The 17583-nt window shown below is 71.0% G+C and carries 16 protein-coding genes; 8 read left to right on the top strand and 8 right to left on the bottom strand.

Annotated elements, in window-relative coordinates:
• Positions 1-112: 112 nt before the first annotated feature.
• Together CP981_RS34160 and CP981_RS34155 are read right to left on the bottom strand one after the other, a co-directional pair.
• Positions 113-631: a lytic polysaccharide monooxygenase auxiliary activity family 9 protein gene (locus CP981_RS34160; protein WP_085922317.1), complete on the bottom strand. Its 519-nt coding sequence runs from the start codon at positions 629-631 to the stop codon at positions 113-115.
• Between the two features lie 302 nt (positions 632-933).
• Positions 934-1953, bottom strand: coding sequence for a LacI family DNA-binding transcriptional regulator (locus CP981_RS34155; RefSeq protein WP_085922318.1), 1020 nt, complete (start codon positions 1951-1953; stop codon positions 934-936).
• Between the two features lie 342 nt (positions 1954-2295).
• On the opposite strand from CP981_RS34155, the gene uriH reads away from it, so the two are divergent.
• Together uriH and uriT are read left to right on the top strand one after the other, a co-directional pair.
• Positions 2296-3243, top strand: a complete 948-nt coding sequence (uriH, locus tag CP981_RS34150) for a uridine-preferring nucleoside hydrolase UriH (RefSeq protein WP_085922319.1) — start codon at positions 2296-2298, stop codon at positions 3241-3243.
• The gene (gene uriT / locus CP981_RS34145) at positions 3240-4727 is read left to right on the top strand and encodes a uridine transporter UriT (protein WP_244329923.1); all 1488 of its coding nucleotides are present in this window, start codon (positions 3240-3242) and stop codon (positions 4725-4727) included. The genes uriH and uriT overlap by 4 nt, the downstream gene beginning before the upstream one ends.
• A 76-nt stretch (positions 4728-4803) precedes the next feature.
• Here uriT and CP981_RS39315 read toward each other — a convergent pair whose 3' ends face one another.
• Positions 4804-4932: an LPFR motif small protein gene (locus tag CP981_RS39315; protein WP_280117057.1), complete on the bottom strand. Its 129-nt coding sequence runs from the start codon at positions 4930-4932 to the stop codon at positions 4804-4806.
• 91 nt (positions 4933-5023) lie between these two features.
• Positions 5024-6163, bottom strand: a complete 1140-nt coding sequence (locus CP981_RS34140; protein ID WP_085922320.1) for a baeRF2 domain-containing protein — start codon at positions 6161-6163, stop codon at positions 5024-5026.
• A 267-nt stretch (positions 6164-6430) separates the two neighbouring features.
• Between CP981_RS34140 and CP981_RS34135 the strand changes: the two genes are divergently transcribed.
• Together CP981_RS34135 and CP981_RS34130 are read left to right on the top strand one after the other, a co-directional pair.
• Complete coding sequence (locus CP981_RS34135) at positions 6431-6841, top strand: DUF2795 domain-containing protein (protein WP_425282189.1); 411 nt, start codon at positions 6431-6433, stop codon at positions 6839-6841.
• A gap of 120 nt (positions 6842-6961) precedes the next feature.
• Complete coding sequence (locus CP981_RS34130) at positions 6962-7441, top strand: DUF5709 domain-containing protein (protein WP_085922322.1); 480 nt, start codon at positions 6962-6964, stop codon at positions 7439-7441.
• A gap of 43 nt (positions 7442-7484) precedes the next feature.
• Here CP981_RS34130 and CP981_RS34125 read toward each other — a convergent pair whose 3' ends face one another.
• Entirely contained in the window at positions 7485-8024 is a 540-nt protein-coding gene (locus CP981_RS34125) for a cysteine hydrolase family protein (protein ID WP_085922323.1), read from the bottom strand.
• Between the two features lie 11 nt (positions 8025-8035).
• Positions 8036-8659 (bottom strand): DNA polymerase ligase N-terminal domain-containing protein, encoded by a 624-nt coding sequence (locus CP981_RS34120; RefSeq protein ID WP_085922324.1) that lies wholly within the window; start codon positions 8657-8659, stop codon positions 8036-8038.
• 315 nt (positions 8660-8974) lie between these two features.
• Here CP981_RS34120 and CP981_RS34115 point away from each other — a divergent pair, with 315 nt between their 5' ends.
• Together CP981_RS34115 and CP981_RS34110 are read left to right on the top strand one after the other, a co-directional pair.
• Positions 8975-10270, top strand: coding sequence for an NAD(P)/FAD-dependent oxidoreductase (locus CP981_RS34115; protein WP_085922325.1), 1296 nt, complete (start codon positions 8975-8977; stop codon positions 10268-10270).
• 188 nt (positions 10271-10458) lie between these two features.
• Positions 10459-11469, top strand: coding sequence for an SMP-30/gluconolactonase/LRE family protein (locus CP981_RS34110; protein ID WP_244329922.1), 1011 nt, complete (start codon positions 10459-10461; stop codon positions 11467-11469).
• Between the two features lie 53 nt (positions 11470-11522).
• Here the strand turns inward: CP981_RS34110 and CP981_RS34105 are convergent, their stop codons facing one another.
• A complete protein-coding gene (locus tag CP981_RS34105; protein WP_085922326.1) occupies positions 11523-11939 on the bottom strand; it encodes an Asp23/Gls24 family envelope stress response protein in 417 nt (138 codons plus the stop codon).
• 249 nt (positions 11940-12188) lie between these two features.
• On the opposite strand from CP981_RS34105, the gene CP981_RS34100 reads away from it, so the two are divergent.
• On the top strand, positions 12189-12824 hold the full coding sequence (locus CP981_RS34100) for a class I SAM-dependent methyltransferase (protein ID WP_085922327.1): 636 nt from the start codon (positions 12189-12191) through the stop codon (positions 12822-12824).
• Between the two features lie 342 nt (positions 12825-13166).
• Positions 13167-14669, top strand: a complete 1503-nt coding sequence (putP, locus tag CP981_RS34095) for a sodium/proline symporter PutP (protein ID WP_244329921.1) — start codon at positions 13167-13169, stop codon at positions 14667-14669.
• 2 nt (positions 14670-14671) lie between these two features.
• Here the strand turns inward: putP and CP981_RS34090 are convergent, their stop codons facing one another.
• Positions 14672-17407: a type 1 periplasmic-binding domain-containing protein gene (locus CP981_RS34090; RefSeq protein WP_085922329.1), complete on the bottom strand. Its 2736-nt coding sequence runs from the start codon at positions 17405-17407 to the stop codon at positions 14672-14674.
• Positions 17408-17583 lie beyond the last annotated feature (176 nt).

The raw sequence follows: 17583 nt of genomic DNA, 5'->3' as shown, positions 1-17583 counted from the left end.
CGTAACGGGTGCCCCGCCGCCCCCGTCGCCCTGCTCGCCGCCGCTCACGGAGGTGACCGGTGGAGGGAGACGGGGCGGCGGGGACGGGAGGGATGAGGGAGGAGACGGGAGGCTAGCCGCCGATCGTGACGTCGATACAGGCGTAGAAGGCATTCGCGGTGTCGGCGATGTTCCAGACCGCGAGGACCTTCTGTTTGCCGGTGAGGCCGCCGAAGTTGACGGTGTGCGAGACCGTCGCCGGTGGCTGCGCACCTCCGTCGTTGAACTCGGCGACCTTCCGCCCGCCGGCGAAGTACTGCCAGGTGCTGGTGGAATGACGGGCGGTCAGCCGCCAGTTGAAGGTCTGGGAGCTGCCGATCGGGGTGACTTTCCAGCCCCTGCTGTCATCGTCGAGTTCGGCGAACCGGCTGTTGCCGCCGCTACAGCTGGTCAGGCCCTTGGGGCCCTCGACGCTCTGCGGCTCCCACTTGACCGGACCGCAATCGATGGTGCCCGCGGCGCACTGTGCCTGCCGGCTGGGCGGCGAGGACACATAGCCGTGCGCGCTCGCCGGGTTGACCGGCAGGGTGACGACGAGCAGCGGGGCGATGCCCGCACCGAGGGCGAGGGCCAGCTTTCTTTTCCTGTGCATGTCAAACCTTTCGCGAGAGAGGCCGCCACGCGAAAGCAGTGGACCCGACGCCGCCGCGGCGCCGCACGTCCACCCGCCGGAAGCCTCACCGAGGGGGTGAATGACGCGAAGGTGCACACCAATTGGTCTAGACTTTACTCGCTGACCGCGTACGGTCAAGAGGTGCGGCGCACGGGAGGGGTGCGTGTCATGCCGACGGCAGGCCATGGCGGCGGGTGAGCGCGTACCGGACGCGCAGGCGCCCAACTAACCGTGCTTGCAGCATTCTTGACGCAACATCATGCGCAGGTGAGGCGCCTCGGTCAGCGGGCCGGAGAGACCCCGGCCGGCGCACTGGAGGCCCGGACGACCAGGTGCGGTGCGAGCCGGATCGTGCGGCGTGGGCCGGGGTCCGCGGTGGACGGCCGGCGGCTCAGCAGGCGGGCGGCCTCCGCGGCCAGTTCGCCGACCGGCTGGCGGACGGTGGTCAGCGCCGGGTCGGCGAGGCCGGCGAGCGGGATGTCGTCGAAGCCGGTGACGGCGACCTCGCCCGGTACGTCCGCACCCAACTGCCGCAGACGCTGGAGGGCACCGGCGGCGATGAGGTCGTTGGCGCAGATCAGGGCGTCCGGCCGGGAGGGCCGGAGACGGTCGACGGCGGCGCGTCCCCACTCCACCGAGAAGTCGCCGAGCGCGACGCGCCCGGGGGCTTCGGGGTCCAGCGCCGCGGCCCCCGCCTCGTACGCCGCGCGCCGTTCGACCGCCGCCGACGCGGTTCCGGCGGCTCCCACGAAGCAGGGGCGGCGGCGGCCCGTCGCGGCCAGATGATCGAGTACGAGGGCCATACCGGCGGCGTTGTCGACGGCGACGGAGTCGGCGACGCCGGGGCCGCAGCCGCGGTCGAGCAGCACCAGCGGCACCTGGGCGGCCGCGCTCGCCACCGCCTCCCGGCTGCGCCGCTCGTCGACGGGTATCAGCAGCAGCGCATCGACCTGCCGTCCCAGGAACGCGCCGATCCGGGCCGCCTCGGTCACCGGGTCGTCATCGCAGTCGGCGAGCAGCACGGCCCGCCCCTCGGCGTGCAGCGCATGCTCCAGCTCCCGGACGAGGGAGGGGAAGAACGGGTTGGTGATCTGCGGCAGGACGAGACCGACGGTGCCGGTGGAGCGGCTGCGCAGGGCGCGGGCCACATGGTTGGGGCGGTAGCCCAGCCGCTCGGCCGCCTCGCGTACGGTGCGGGCGGTCTCGACGCCGACCGGACGGGTGCCGGCCAGCACGCGGGAGACCGTGGCGATGGAGCAGCCCGATGCCAGCGCGACGTCTTTCAGCGTGACTTCGGCCACCGTCTCCCGGCTCCCTTCGCTCGGCCCGCCCGGACCGGAGGGAGCATACGCTCCGCTGCCTGCCTGGCAAACGTTGTCCCATGGGAGGTCGTTCTCCCCGCCACACCGGCCGCGTTTCGCCCCGATAACGCCCGGTAGGCCAGAGATTGAACCGTTGACAACCGGCCAGTCCATGGGTCAAGTTTCCGGAGAACGTTTTCCCATGTTGCTCGCTCGTGGCTGACTTCCCGCCCGGGCTCGCCATGGGTGACCGCCGGGCGCGCTGTGCACCGGAGGCCATACCGGCCCCGCATCACCACTCCGCACCACATTTCCGAGCAGCAGAGCAAAGGGGCTCTTCCGTTGGCCAGAAAGATCATCCTCGACTGCGACCCGGGGCATGACGATGCGATCGCCATGCTCCTGGCACATGGCAACCCCGATGTCGAACTGGTCGCCGTGACGACCGTGGTCGGGAACCAGACGCTGGAGAAGGTGACCCGCAACGCGCTGTCCGTGGCGCGGATCGCCGGGATCACGGGCGTACCCTTCGCCGCCGGCTGCCCCCGTCCGCTGGTCCGGGCCATCGAGACGGCGCCGGACATCCACGGCGAGACCGGTCTGGACGGCCCGGAGCTGCCCGAGCCGGCCATCGAGCTGGACCGCCGGCACGCGGTGGACCTGATCATCGACACGGTGATGTCGCACGAGCCCGGCGAGATCACCATCGTCCCGACCGCGGGCCTGACGAACATCGCGCTGGCCGTCCGCAAGGAGCCGCGGATCGCGGAGCGGGTCCGCGAGGTCGTCCTGATGGGCGGCGGCTACCACGAGGGCAACTGGAGCGCGGTCGCCGAGTTCAACATCATCATCGACCCCGAGGCCGCGCATATCGTCTTCAACGAGCGCTGGCCGGTCACCATGGTCGGCCTCGATCTGACGCACCAGGCACTGGCGACCCCCGAGGTCGATGCGAAGATCGCCGCGGTCGGCACCCGCCCCGCCAAGTTCGTCGGTGAGCTGCTGGACTTCTTCCGCGAGGCCTACCGGGAGAACCAGGGCTTCACCTACCCGCCGGTACACGACCCGTGCGCGGTCGCCTACGTCATCGACCCGGACGTGATGACCGTACGGAAGGCCCCGGTCGACATCGAGCTGCGCGGTGCGCTGACGGTCGGGATGACCGTCACGGACTTCCGGGCGCCCGCCCCGGAGGACTGCACCACCCAGGTCGCGGTCAAGCTGGACCACGAGCGGTTCTGGAACCTCGTCGTGGACGCCCTTGAGCGGATCGGCGACATCGAGGCATGAACACATCCACCGCCAAGAACACCGCCAAGAGCACCGTCGCCGAGGTGAGCACCGCCACCGGCCGGCGCCCCGCTGAAGGGACCGGCGGCGGGTCCGGGGTCCGTATAGGCGTACTGGTCACCGCGCTGCTCGCGGCCTGTTTCGCCTTCCAGCTCAACGCCAGCATGCTCAGCCCCGCGCTGAAGAACATCGAGGACACCCTCGGCGCCAGCTCCGCGGAGATCGGCCTCACCCAGACCGCGTTCTTCACCTCGGCGGCGCTGTTCTCGCTCTTCCTCCCGCGGCTGGGCGATGTCATCGGGCGCCGCCGGGTGCTGGCCGGAATGCTCGGCCTGATGGTCGTCGGCTGTGTCGTCGCCGCGCTGGCGACCAGTGTGCCGATGCTGTTCGCCGGCCGGATCATCCAGGGTGTCTCCGGTCCGGTCGTCCCGCTGTGTCTGATCATGCTGCGGGTGGAGGTGCAGGAGCCGAAGCGGTACGGCACCCTGCTGGGCGTGATCACCGCCGTCAACGGCGGTATCGCCGGTGTCGACTCCCTCGCGGGCGGCTACCTGGCCGACAGCCACGGCTTCGCGTCGGTGTTCTGGGCGATGGCGGTCGTCGCCGCCCTGGCCACCGTTCTGGTCGCCACCCTCACCCCCGAGTCGAAGGCGGCCGCCGCGAGCCGGATGGACTGGCCCGGGGTCGCGCTGCTCGTGGTCTCGGTCGGCTCGCTGCTGATCGCGCTCAACGAGGCGGGCAAGCTGGCCGCCGCCAACTGGCCGCTGATCGCCGTCCTGCTCGTTCTGTCCGCGGCCGCGTTCGCGCTGTTCTGGCGGACCGAGAACCGCAGCGGGCACCCCCTGGTCGCCACCAGGCACCTCAAGCAGCGGGCGACCTGGGCGACCCTGCTGACCACCGTGCTCACCATGACCGGCGTGTTCGCCGTCATGAACGGGCTGATCCCGGCCTTCGCGCAGGACGCCCAGGCCGGACTCGGCATGAGCGCCGAGCAGTCCGCGTGGTGGACGCTGTCGCCGTACGCGCTCGCCGGGCTCGCCATGGGCCCGCTGGCCGGCCGCCTGGCCGCGACCTTCGGCTACGGGCGCGTCCTGCGGTGCGGTCTGGCAGGGTCGGTGGCGACGGTCGCGCTGATGCTGCTCACGATGCACAGCCAGTCGCAGATCCTGCTGCTGGTGACGTCCGTCCTGGTGGGCATCGCCTACGCCGGCGTGGCGAACATCGTCCTCAACGGCCTGGGCATCGTCCTCTCCCCCAGCGAGAACCCGGGCTTCCTGCCCGGTCTGAACGCCGGCGCCTTCAACCTCGGCGCGGGGCTCAGCTTCGCGCTCCTGTACGCGGTCAAGACGGCCGCGTCACCGGCGGACCCGTCGTCCTCCGGTGGCTACACCGCCGGCATGATCGCGGGCGTGGTCATCCTGGCCGCGGCCATCGCGACGTCCTTCCTGATCCCGAAGCCGGTGGCGGCCGAAGCACAGGACTGAGACGCCCACCGCACAACACGGGCCGCCCGCCGACCGCGCAATCCGGTCGGCGGGCGGCCCGTTGCGGTGTCCGCCGTCAGTGATGTCCGCGTGCGGTGTCCGCGGCCCCGCCGAAGAGCCGTGCCACGGCGCGGAAGGGCAGGGTGACGACGGTGGCGACGGCGCCGCCGATCGACCTGAGAACGTCTGCGATCGCGCGCAACATGAGTGAACCTCCGTCATGGCCGTCCGGCACACACCTGAAGTGCCGCCTTCGGCCGGGTCGTCGGTCCGGGAGCGCCTGCCGGGGCGGCAGGTCACCCGGGTGTCGTGTCGTCCGTCCAGCGCAGGATGGCGCCGAGCCCGCCGGACGGTGCCCGCTCGGGGTCACGGACCACCACGATGTCGGCGCCGCTCGCCACCGCCGACCGCACCAGCGCGTCATCCGCCCGTGCGGCAGCCGGTCGCGTCTCGCCGAGGTACGGCAACTCCGTGCCCCGTACGCCGAGTTGATCGGCTTCGGAGCCCACCCAGACCTGCCGGGCAGTGTCCGAGCCGTGCGGGCTGACGAGCAAGGTGTCGATCCGGTGTTCCCGTGCCGCCTCGATCAGGGCGGGGATGCCGGCCGCGGCGTGCGGGGCGCTCTTGCCTCCCGGCCCCGCACCGGTGCGGAAGCGGTCCGCCACCTGCGCGATGTGCTCACGTTCCTGCACTGCCCTGACCTGGGCGATGTCCCGGTCCACCAGCGTACTCTCGGCGCCGGGCGCCCGCCCGCCGTGCTCGCTCTCGTAGGTGAGGGCGCGCAGCGGTTCGGGCAGCCTGTCGTGCACCAGGTGCCGTTCGCGGGCGTCGCCGATCAGGACGATGGCCTCGGCGCCGCACTCCTCGAACGCCTTGCGCACCGCATCGGCAATCTCTCCCGCGTTGTGTTCCCAGGTGTTCTCCACCTTGGCGCGGAAGTGGCCTTCCGACCAGTCGCCCGAGGCGGTGCGGTGCAGGGGCCAGTCGGCGCCGCTGACCTGGCCGGCGTCCTCGGTGCCCCGTTCCCCGAGGACGGCGAAGTCCGCTCCCGCCCGGTCCAGGCGGACCACCAGGCAGACCGGGTCGTCGCCGACCGCCGCCAGGAAGGGAGTGACTCTGGGCACCGGCCCCCAGGCCGCGAACGGGGTGGCCGGAGGCCCGGGAAGCGGGGTGTCGAGCACGATCTCACCGTGGGCGGCGAACAGCACCCGCCCGGAGTGCTCCCCGGACTCGCCTGCGTGCCGTGTGAGCAGTGCTTCGTGCACGGCGCCGCAGGTGGCCTCGTCCGCGCCGAGCGCGAACAACTGCGCCGTGGTGGCGCTCGCCGTCAACTCTTGCTGTTTCTCGGCGTCCTCGGTGCTGTGCGAGATATCGGCATAGACGGATGCCCAGGGGCCTGGCCGGTCGATGACCGGTTGCAGGAGCGAGATTCGCATGGCGCTGCCTCCTTGGCTTCCTCGGATTCCGTGGATTCTCCTGTGGTGCACGGGCCGTCATCGGTGGGCTGCCTTACGAATTCCCGTTCCCGAAAGGCGTATGCATCAAGGGCATATGCATCTGCCGTTACGTTCCGTGCCTGGCTGCGTGATTTGCGTAGGCGTGGTTGAAACGGCGCCGTCGGGTTGTTAGGGCTGGGGGAGCAGGGAAACTGGGAGTAACGCGACGGGTCTGTATGACTCGTGGAGCCGGAGGCACCCATGGTCATGGAACACGGAACGGACAAGACCGGCCCCGCCCGGGACGAGATGATGAAGAAGCAACTACGGGGGCAATTGACGGCGGAGCGCTCCCTGCGGACGGATGAGGAGCATGAACTCCAGCCGGCGGGCGAGGACCAGCCGGTGGCGGCGTGGTCCCCCGAGAGCGAGTTCCGGGGCGGCACACCGAGCGGCATGACCGAGGAGGACGTGGGACTGCGCTCCGAACTCGCCCAGCACCTCGGGCGCAGCCTGTACCCGGCCGACAAGTACGCGGTCATCGAGACCCTGCGGCGCAACAACGCACCGGACCGGCTGGTCGCCCTGGCCGAGCGGCTGCCCGCACACGAGCGGTTCGGCAATGTGCAGAGCATCGCCGAGGCCGTCGGGATCGCGACGGAGCACCGGCACGCCTGAGGCCGGGCCCGGTCCGCTCATCCTGGCGCTGCCGGGAGCCACCGGGAGGCGGACAATTGGTCGTAGAGCACCTGCCGCACCCCGCGGCCGGGCGAAGGGACGGGAAGAGGGAGGGCGGTCATGTCCGACGACGCGATGGGCGACGAGGTCTACCAGCCGCCCAGATCCGACCCCCGGGACAACCCCAACGCGCTCGACATGGAGGACGCCCTGGACGAGCCGGACCTCGACCAGACGCTGGACTCCGGCTATTCGCCGCCCGAGCGGCCCTTCGTGGTGAACCACGAGGGAACCACCGCGCGCGAGCTGCACGACCGTGAATCGCTGGAACACCGGCTGTCGGTGGAGGTACCGGAGGTCTGCGCCCCCGACGGCGACGGGATCGGCGATCTCCCGGGCGGGGTGGGGGAACCGACCGACCCCGAATGCGGCGAAGAACGGGCCGGCCGGCTCGTGGGCTCCGACGAGGGGTTCTGGCGCGGCGGCAGCAACGACATCGCCGCCCGGGACGTCGGGATCGACGGCGGCGCCGCGTCGGCGGAGGAGGCGGCGGTGCATATCGCCCGGGACGACGCGGGGGACGGGGACCGGGAGCTCTAGGACCTGTCCGGGCGCCCTCACAGGACGTCGGTGTTCGCCGAGCTCACAGGACGTCGGTGTCCGCCGAGCGCGCGATCCGGACCTGCATATTGCGCTCCATCAAGCGCAGCGCCGCGGCGGCGAGGTCCTCATGGATATGCGCACAGGCATCCTCGGCGACGATGACCGGAATATGCCGGATATGAGCGTCGAGTGCTGAATAGAGCACGCATTGTTCGGTGACCTGGCCGCAGAGCACGATCGTGTCGATGCCGTGCTGCCGCAGCAGATATTCCAGCGGCGTTTCAAAGAAGACCGAGTGCCGTGCTTTCACCACGAACAGCGATTTTTCGTCCGGCCTGACCGGCTCCACCAGATCGGCGTGCGGGCCGCTCAGTACGGTGTCCAGAAGTTCGTCGTGGTGTGAGCGCCACAGGCCGAAATTGTCATTGACGTAGATGATCTCGACGTCGTTCTTTCGGGCCCTTTCGATCAGCGCGGTGATATGCGGCAGGGCCCGTCGCACCGAGGGCAGGAGCCGTTCCGCGTCCGCATGCTCATAGGAATTGAGCATGTCGATCACGATGAGCGCCTTGCCGGACATGGCGTCCCCGGTCAGCCGGGCTGTCCCGGGCCCTCGTCGGCGGCCACCCGCTTCAGGGTGCGGCCGCTGCGCACGGAGCGGGCCCGCCGGGCGTCCGGCGTACCGCCCCGCCCGGCCCGGTCGTCGTTCTCCTTGACCAGCAGCCAGGACTCCCGCTTCCCGGGGCCCTCGCCGGTACGGAACCGGGTCAGCGCATAGCCGCCGTGGAGCTTGCTGCCGTCGAGCCAGAAGGAGACATGGCCGTCCTCCAGGGCCTGGCCGAACGACAGGCTGCGGCCCTTCTTCTTCCGGGGCAGCGGGCGGTAGCTGCCCTGGTCCCAGACGATCACGGTGCCCGCGCCGTACTCCCCCGCCGGGATCACACCCTCGAATTCCCGGTACTCCAGCGGATGGTCCTCGGTGGGCATCGCCAGCCGCTTGTCGTGCGGGTCGGCGGACGGCCCCTTGGGGACGGACCAGGACTTCAGCACTCCGTCGACCTCCAGCCGGAAGTCGAAGTGCAGGGTACTGGCGTCGTGGATCTGGACGACGAAGGACGAGGTGTCCTCGGCCGCCGCCGGGGCGCCCGGCGGCTCGCGCGTCCGGTCGAAGTGCCGTTTGCCGCGGTATGCCGTCAGTCCGTCCTTGGCGCCCATGTGCCCCGCCTGCCCTTCGTTCCGGTGGCCGCATCTCTCACTGTCGCGCGGGGCGCCCGGCGACGCATGTGCGGCCGCCTCGCCGCCGCGCGGGACCGGCCTGCACGGTCCCCCCCAGCGTGCCGCCATGGGGCCGCCGCCCGCAGAATGACAGGGGAGCCATGTGTACCCGGCCGCACACCGGTTAGCCGACAAGGCACCACGGTGTGCCCGCGCCGGCCGTCGGCCCGCACCGGACGGTGACCTGTTCGGCCGGCGCTCCGAGCACCATCCTCGACCGCAGGAGTCCACGTGAAGCGACGTCGTCCTCGGATCGTGATCGTCGGAGCCGGCTTCGCCGGTTACGAATGTGCCCGCACGCTCTCCCGGCAGGCCAAGGGGGCCGCCGAGATCGTGCTCATCAATCCCCATGACTACTTTCTGTATGTGCCGCTGCTGCCGGAGGTGGCGGCCGGAATCCTGGAGCCCCGCCGGATCTCGGTCTCACTCACCGCGACCCTGCCGGGCGTCCGGCTCGTCCTCGGCGAGGTCCATGAGGTGGACTTCGATGCCCGCCGGGTGGCCTACACCGACCCCGAGGACCGGGACGGCTCGCTGTCCTACGACCGGCTGGTGCTGACCGTCGGCAGCGTCAACAAACTGTTGCCCGTCCCGGGCGTCGCCGAGCATGCCCACGGCTTCCGCGGGATGCCCGAGGCGCTGTACCTCCGCGACCACATCACCCGGCAGATCGAGCTGGCCGCCGAGGCCGAGGACCCGGCCGAGCGGGCTGCCAGGACCACCTTCGTCGTCGTGGGCGCCGGCTACACCGGGACCGAAGTCACCGCCCACGGTGTGCGGTTCACCGACTCCCTGGCCCGGCAGAACTCCGGCCTGCGGGACGGCCCACGCCCCCGCTGGCTGCTGCTGGACATCGCCGACCGGGTGCTGCCCGAGCTCGACGAGCGGCTGTCGCGCACCGCCGACCGGGTCCTGCGCGCCCGCGGCGTCGATATCCGCACCCGCACCTCCGTCAAGGAGGCGACCCCGGACGGGGTCCTGCTCGACGACGGCGAGTTCGTCAGCAGCCACTCCCTGATCTGGTGTGTGGGTGTACGGCCGGACCCGCTGGTCGAGTCGTTCGGGCTGCCCACCGACAAGGGACGGCTGTGCGTCGACAAGTTCCTGGGCCTGCCCGGCCGGCCGGAGGTGTTCGCCTGCGGTGACGCCGCGGCCGTGCCCGACCTGACCCGCCCCGGCGAGATGACGCCGATGACCGCCCAGCACGCCCAGCGGCAGGGCAAGGTCGCGGCGCAGAATGTGGCGGCGTCCTGCGGACAGGGCACCCCGCGCGCCTACGAGCACCATGACCTGGGCTTCATGGTGGACCTGGGCGGCATCCAGGCCGCCGCGAACCCGCTGCACATCCCGCTGTCCGGCCCGCTCGCCGGGGTGGTCACCCGCGGCTACCACCTCCTGGCGATGCCGGGCAACCGCGTCCGAGTGGCCACCGACTGGCTCCTGGACGCGGTGCTGCCGCGGCAGGCCGTCCAGCTGGGTCTGGTCCGCTCCTGGTCGGTGCCGCTGGACACCGAAACCCCCGAAGTGGCCCGGGTGGGTGGCAGTTCGTAACAGCCGGGCCGACCCGGGATTCCCCGGATGCCGGCTGCGGAGGGTTCTGCTTGGCTGGCCGGTGAATGATCCGTGCGGCGTGCACGGGCGGTGTGTACGGGCGGCGTCCGCAAGCCGTCGGGCACAGGATTCCGGAGGCGAAAGATGGACCTGCACCGCAGCCCGGCCGCCCGGCGTGGTGGGACACGGTGAGCGGGCAGCTCACGGACCGCGCGGCGCAGGGCGGCCCGCAGACTTTGCCGGCGCTCCGTATCGTCGCGCCCGAGATCGAGGGCCCCGAGGACGTGGTGGCCGATGCCGACGGCACCCTCTTCACGGGTGCCGCGGACGGTGCGATCTGGCGGCTGCGCCTCGCGGCGCCGGGCGCGGTGGACGAGGCAACGGCCGTGGCCCACACCGGTGGCAGACCGCTCGGCCTTCAGCCGCTCCCCGGCGGTGAGCTGCTGGTCTGTGACGCCCGGCGCGGTCTGCTGTGCGTCGACCCGCGGCACGGGAGCGTCCGGGTGCTCGCCGACGAGGTGGCCGGCGCGCCCCTGCGGTTCGCCAGCAATGTCACCGCCGCGGCGGACGGCACGGTCTACTTCACCGTCTCCAGCCGCCGCTACGGTCTCGACGAGTGGCTGGGCGACTTCCTGGAGCACACCGGAACCGGACAGCTGCTGCGCCTGCGGCCCGGCGGCTCCCCCGAAGTCCTGCTGGACGGGCTTCAGTTCGCCAATGGCGTGGCCCTCGCCCCGGACGAGTCCTTCCTGGTCGTGGCCGAGAGCGGAGCCCGCCGCCTCAGCCGCTACCAGCTCGCCGGCCCCCGGGCAGGCACCACCGGCACCCTGGCCGGCGAGCTGCCCGGCTACCCCGACAACCTCTCCCTCGGTCCCGACGGCGCGTTCTGGGTGGCCCTGGCCCGACCCCGGTCAGCCGGTGTGGAGTTGCTGCATGGCATGCCGCGCAGGGTCCGGCGGACGGCCTGGGAGGTGGCGAAGCGGCTGCGGCTCTCGCTGCCTCCGCACCCGACGGCGCGGGTCCTGGCGGTCCGCCCCGACGGCGGCCCGGCCTGGGATCTTTCTGCCGTGCGGTCTCCGTACCGGATGGTCACCAGTGTCTGCCGGACGGAACATCTGCTGGCGCTGGGCAGCGTCGCGGAACGCGGTATCGCCGTCTGCGCGTTGCCCGGCGCGGACGGCTCGTCCCGCGCGCGCTGACCCGCCGGACGAACGGTGCCCGCCCGCGGACCGTGCCGTGCCGTGCCGAGTCGCTACACCACCCGTTCCGCTTCGGCTTCGTCCTCCCCTGGGAGCCGCACATCGCTGACCGCGATATTGACCTCCACGACTTCGAGGCCGGTCATCCGCTCCACCGCGGAAATCACGTTCTCCCGCACCGCCTGCCCCACCTCGGGAATGACCTCGCCGTACTCGACGACGATGTCCAGGTCCACCGCCGCCTGTTTCTCGCCGACTTCGACCTTGACACCGTGCGTGGTGGTCGTGCCGCCCCCGGGTACGCGTTTGCGCAGGGCTCCCACCGACCTTGAGAGCCCGCTGCCCAGGGCATGGACTCCTTCCACATCACCGGCCGCCAGGAAGGCGATCTTCGCGACCACACCATCGGCGATGGTCGTCCGCCCCAGGCTCCCGGTGTTCCGCGACCCGCGCTCTCCGGACTCGGTCATTGCTCATCACCCCAGTGCTCCATTGAGGGGAAGTCTTCGGCCCTCTCTTCACGCTATGGCCGTACGGGTGACGCTGCCTCCCGAAACGGCCGCGTCGGCGATAGCCCCTCGGCCCGCCCCCTCGTTTGCCGATACGGCAACGAAGCTTGTCATTTTCGCTGACTCGGGCGGAACATCCCGGCAAGGGCGGCAGGTCACGGAAACGGCGCTGCCGCACCTCACCGAGGAGCACGACCGAGGAGGACTCTCATGGCCCATGACGTCACCGTCCCGGACGAGCAGTACTGGGACGCCCGCTACGCGCAGAGCGACCGGATGTGGAGCGGCCGCCCCAACTCCGCCCTTGTCCGGGAGGCCGGCGACCTCACCCCGGGCAGCGCACTGGACCTGGGATGCGGGGAAGGGGCGGACGCGATCTGGCTCGCCGAGCAGGGATGGCAGGTCACCGCCGTCGACATCTCCGGTGTCGCCCTCGGCCGGGCGGCGGGGCACGCGACGGCGGCCGCGGTCGCCGACCGCATCACCTGGCAGCAGCACGACCTCGGTGCGACGTTCCCCGCCGGCACCTTCGATCTCGTCACGGCCCAGTTCCTGCACTCCCCCAGCGACGCCATGCCGCGCGAGGACATCCTGCGGAAGGCCGCCGCTGCCGTCGCACCCGGTGGTGTGCTGCTCGTCGTGGGCCATGCGGGACTGCCCGCCTGGGAGCCCGACTCCGAGGTGCACCTGCCCACTCCGGACGAAGTCGTCGCGGGCCTCGGACTCCCCGACGACCAGTGGGAGCTGCTGCGCTGCGAGGAGCACCCGAGCTTCCGGACCGGCCACGACGGAAAGCCGGACCCCCGCACCGACAACACCGTGAAGCTCCGCCGCCGGACCGCCTGACAGCTGCCGCACCGACCCCGGCGAACGGCCCCCACCCCATCGGAATGCGCCAAGTCCCGTGCGCCGTAGGGGTGTTGGCCGCCGCCCGGGTCCGGGCCCCGCGATAAGGTCCTGGCGCCGGTCCCGCCCCGGGCCTGCCGGGACCGGGGCGGCGGGGGCTTGCGGTCGCCAAGGACATCTGCCAAAAGGGTGCCGCTCCCGGTGGCAGATCCGTATCGTCTGCTCGCGCCGGAGCCTTCTCGCCCCGGGATCTCCCCGCGAGATCTCCCCCCGGGCGCCCGTGCCTTCGATGGCAGTGCCAGCAGCTAGGGAGCAATGGTGACACCCCTGATCGTACCCGTCATGATCACATTCGGGATATTCCTGCTCGCCATGGTGACCGTGGGCATCTGGACGTATCAGGACACCGTGACGTTCTCCGACTTCGCACTGGGCGGGCGCCGGCTGAGTGCACCGCTGGCGGCGCTGTCCGCGGGTGCCAGTGATATGTCCGGCTGGCTGTTCCTGGGACTGCCCGGCGCGGTGTACGCGGCGGGGATCGGCGCTTCATGGATCGCCGTCGGCCTGGCCATCGGCACCTATCTCAATTGGCTGCTGGTCGCGCCGCGGCTGCGTACGTACACCGAGCTGGCGGGCGACGCCAAGACGCTCTCGGCATATCTGGAGGAACGGTTCGAGGACGGCAGCAGAATGCTGCGCCTGGTCTCGGCGACCGTCACCGTGGTCTTCTTCACCGTCTACGTGGCGAGCGGACTCCTGGCCGGCGGCGTGCTGTTCGAGGGCATCTTCGGTGGCGGCTTCGAATTCGCACTCACCGTCTTCGCCGTGGTGATCGTCGTCTACACCGTCCTCGGCGGCTTCCGTGCGGTGAGTGTGACGCACTCGATCCAGGCCACGGTGATGTTCTGCGCGGCGGTGGCACTCCCCGCGATCGGCATCGCGGCGCTGGGCGGCTTCGGCGCGCTGCGCGGAGCGCTCACCCGCGAGAGCCCCGCCCTGCTGGACATGGGGGCGAAGGCCGGCTTCGACGGCAGCCGGTGGACGTCCGGTGGGCCGCTCGGTGCGGTGGCGGTCATCTCCCTGCTCGCCTGGGGGCTGGGCTACTTCGGCCAGCCGCACATCCTGGCCCGCTTCATGAGCATCCGCAGCACCAGCGACATACCCCGGGCCCGCCGGATCGGCGTGGGCTGGGTGGTCGTCTGTCTGGCGGGCGCCTCGCTCGTGGGACTGGTGGGAATCGCCGCGCTCGACCAGGCGCCGGACAACCCGGAGACCGTCTTCATCGCGCTGTGCGCCCAGTTGGTGAATCCCTGGGTCGCCGGCATCCTGCTGGTCGGGGTGCTGGCCGCGATCAAGTCCACCGCGGACAGCCAGCTGCTGGTCTCGGCGATGGCCCTCACCGAGGACTTCTACCGGGCGTTCGTCAAGCGGCAGGCCTCGGACGCGTCCATGGTGCTGGCGGCCCGCGCGACAGTGGTCGTGGTCGCGCTGGTGGCCTACGTCATCGCACTCAGCGGCGGCGCCGTGCTGGACATCGTCGCGTACGCCTGGGCGGGCTTCGGTTCGGCCTTCGGCCCGGTGATCCTGCTGTCGCTCTACTGGCCGCGGATGACCCGAGCCGGGGCGATGGCCGGGATCCTGACGGGGGCGGCCACGGTCGTGCTGTGGAAGCACATCGACCCGCTCCTCGGGCCGCTCCAGTCCGGCATCTACGAGATGGTGCCGGGGGTCCTCGCCGCCACCGCGGCGGCGCTGCTCTTCGGCAAGTTCGTCGGCCGCCCGCCGCGACGCACCTGGTCGGGCTCCATGGAGCGGAAGCACGCCACGACGGTTCCGGTCGGCTGAGGTCAGTGTTGCGCCTCGGCGGCGCACGGCGGGGGTTGCTCCTGGGTCGTCAGACCCTGCCGGTAGGCACCGCAGGCGACCACGGAGACCGCCCCCTTGGCGCCCTGCCGCAGGAGTACAAGGGTCTTGTCGACCGGGGCCGCGTTGGCGCCCGCCAGGTAGGAGACATAGCCGGTCGCTCCGTCGAAGCTCATCCCGCTGGTGAGCGCGGTCAGCATGGACCGGCGGTCGGCGTGCTTGTCGCGATACGTCACATCGGCCGCCCGGGAGAGGACATGGAAGGCGTCGTACGCCACCGCCGCATGGCCGTCCTCGCGCCAGGGGTCGGCGCCGTCCGTCGTGTCGCGCACGAAGCGGTCATAGACCTCGACGAACTCCCGGGTCTTCTCGCTGGCCCGCTTGTCCGTGACCGGCATGCGATGTGACGAGTAGTAGAGCCGCAGCCAGTGTTTGTCGCTGAAGGAGCCGGTCTGCGCCACCATCGTCAGCTCATTGCCGCCCAACACCGTGATGTCGTCCTCGATGCAGGTCCCCTGGGCGTTCAGCGCGTTGATGAAGGCGATGAAGTCACGGGCCCGCGCGGACCAGACCACCACGGAATTCGGCTGCGTCTTCAGCGCCCGGCACACCGTTTCCGCCAGGTCGTGGGCGCTGGAAACCCGGGGGGTGCCGGCGGGCGCCCGCCGGAAGTCGCCGTCCTGCGCGAAATTGATCACCTGCGAACTTCCCGGGAAGTCGTGGCTGAACTTCCCGGTCAGGCTTCTGCTGTACAGATCCGCCGGACTCTGCACGATGACGGCGTGTTCGGCCGGGGCGCAGCCGCCCTCCCCGTTCCGCCGTTCCACGATGTCGAACTTGCCCGCGAAGTCCGCCCCGATCCGGGACTCCGTGCTGTTGGCCGGCGCGAAGGGCCAGTAGCTCTGGTTGTCCCCGTCCAGCATCTCGTCGGCGGTGGCCGTGGTCCCGACGGTGGGGATGCCCGCCGCGCTGAGCACCTTCAGGGCGGCCCGGGTCTCGTCCCTGCTCTGGGAGTACCCGAGGACGCCGATGACCTGCTCGTAAGGCTTGCGACGGCTGCCGTCGTTCTGCTCCGCGACGAGCTTGCGCGCTTCCTGCTCGGCGTCCCGGAATTCCGCTCCGGCGCTGCGCACCTCCACCCGCAGCGGCACCCGGGTGTCATCGGAAATGGCTTCGTCATTCAGCCTCCGCTGCCACAGGGCGATACCGCGCAATTCCGGGATGCTGCCGTCGAACCGGGTGTTGATCTCGGTGGTCGGGCGGTTCGACTCGAAGGCCACCACGGTGCGGACCGTGCTGCCGGCCGCGGCGAGGGCCTCGGCCCGCTTGTTCTCCTTACGGATCGCACCGGTGGCGGCGTCGTACCACTCCTTGGGCCGGACGCCGACCGGCTCCGCCTGCGTGGAAGCGGCGACGGAGTCGTCCCCGCCGACGCAGGGATGGGTCGGCGGCCCCTGGACCACCCCGAAGACCCATACGCCGAGCACGGCTGCGGATACCACCGCGCCGGCCGTCACCAGCGAGGTCGCGGTCTGCCAACTGGTATTGAAAGTCTTCGGGTTCACCTGCGGAATGGGCAGGCCGTGCCGGGTCAGGGGCTCGTCGCGGAAGGTCACCAGGACCGGGTGGCCGTCCTTCTGGGTCAGCTGGAGTCCCGCCTGCGTGAGGTTGCTCTCCGCCGGGCCGCCCAGCTCCGCCAGCAGCGCGTCCGAGGGCCGGCCCACCGCGATGACCAGCGGCCCCGGCGGCTGCGCCGCGGCACGCGCCCGGTGGAACGCGCGCAGGAACCGCTCGGCCTGCTCCGCCCCCGCCGTTCCCTCCGGGGGCACCTCCACCAGCAGCACGGGCCGGGCGGTCCGGCGCCGCCGCCTGGGCAGCAGCCGGCCGGGCTGCGGCACCCGCAGATCCTCCAGCAGCGCCCGCACCAGCAGATCCTCCAGCCGCTGGAGCGACTCCTCGCGCTGGGGGTGCGCCTCGTCGAGCGCCAGTCTCAGCACCTGCCGCTGGGCCATGTCGTCCAGCACCCGGAAGAGGTTCTCCTTGCCGCGCTCGGCGTGGAGTTCGGCACCCAGCCACCGCGTGCGGCGGAACGGTGAAAGACGCATCGGCCGGACGAGCTCCCGGGTCTTGCGAAGCGCCCACCACCAGCGCGGAAAGGTCTGGGTGAGCGGCAGCCAGAGGACGCCGAGCAGCCAGCCGTAGAAACTCGCGGCCGGAGGGTTCTCACCGCCGCCGAGCTTCCAGAGAACGGCCGGCAGCCCGCCCCGCCGCACCCGCTGCTCATAGGCCCGGTCACGCAGCGCCTTGGCACCGGCGGCCGCCCCGGCACCGGCGCCGTGTTCCATGACGTCCGCGATCACATCGCGCAGCAGCGAGAATTGCGGAAAGCGGTCCGGGGTCAGGTGCCGGGGAATCCCGTATCCGAGCCGCTCCCCCGCCACCGCGGCCAGCGGACCGCTGCCCGCGGCCCCGGCTTCCAGTACGGCGTGCGGTACGAGTTTCCCCATGTCGTCGAGCGGCTGGCGTAACGCCTCGACGACCCGGCGGACCCTTCTGTCGTACTCCTCGCCGTGTCCCGGCACCCGCAGCAGGAACAGCGGCGGCTTGGTCGACAGATACGCGCGGTCGGCGGGAGCCACCGCCGTGGGAAGCTGCGCGACGAACGTGTCGGCACCGGTGTCGTCAGGAAAATGCGCAGGCACACCAAAAGGCACGGTCATGATTCCCCCGAATTCAAGTCACCCCACCCGCAAGTGATTTCCACCATATCCGAATGCCCCTGCGGCAAACCCGGGAACGCGTCATCTCCGCACGCGAAGAATTCGATCACATGAGCCCCTCGCGGAATTCACCCACTGCCTCGGGTGCCGATATGCCGCGAGGGAAAGATCCACTG

Origin of the sequence: Streptomyces platensis (assembly GCF_008704855.1) — a bacterium.
Taxonomy (GTDB): domain Bacteria; phylum Actinomycetota; class Actinomycetes; order Streptomycetales; family Streptomycetaceae; genus Streptomyces; species Streptomyces platensis.
This window is presented reverse-complemented; position numbering and strand designations above follow the sequence as displayed.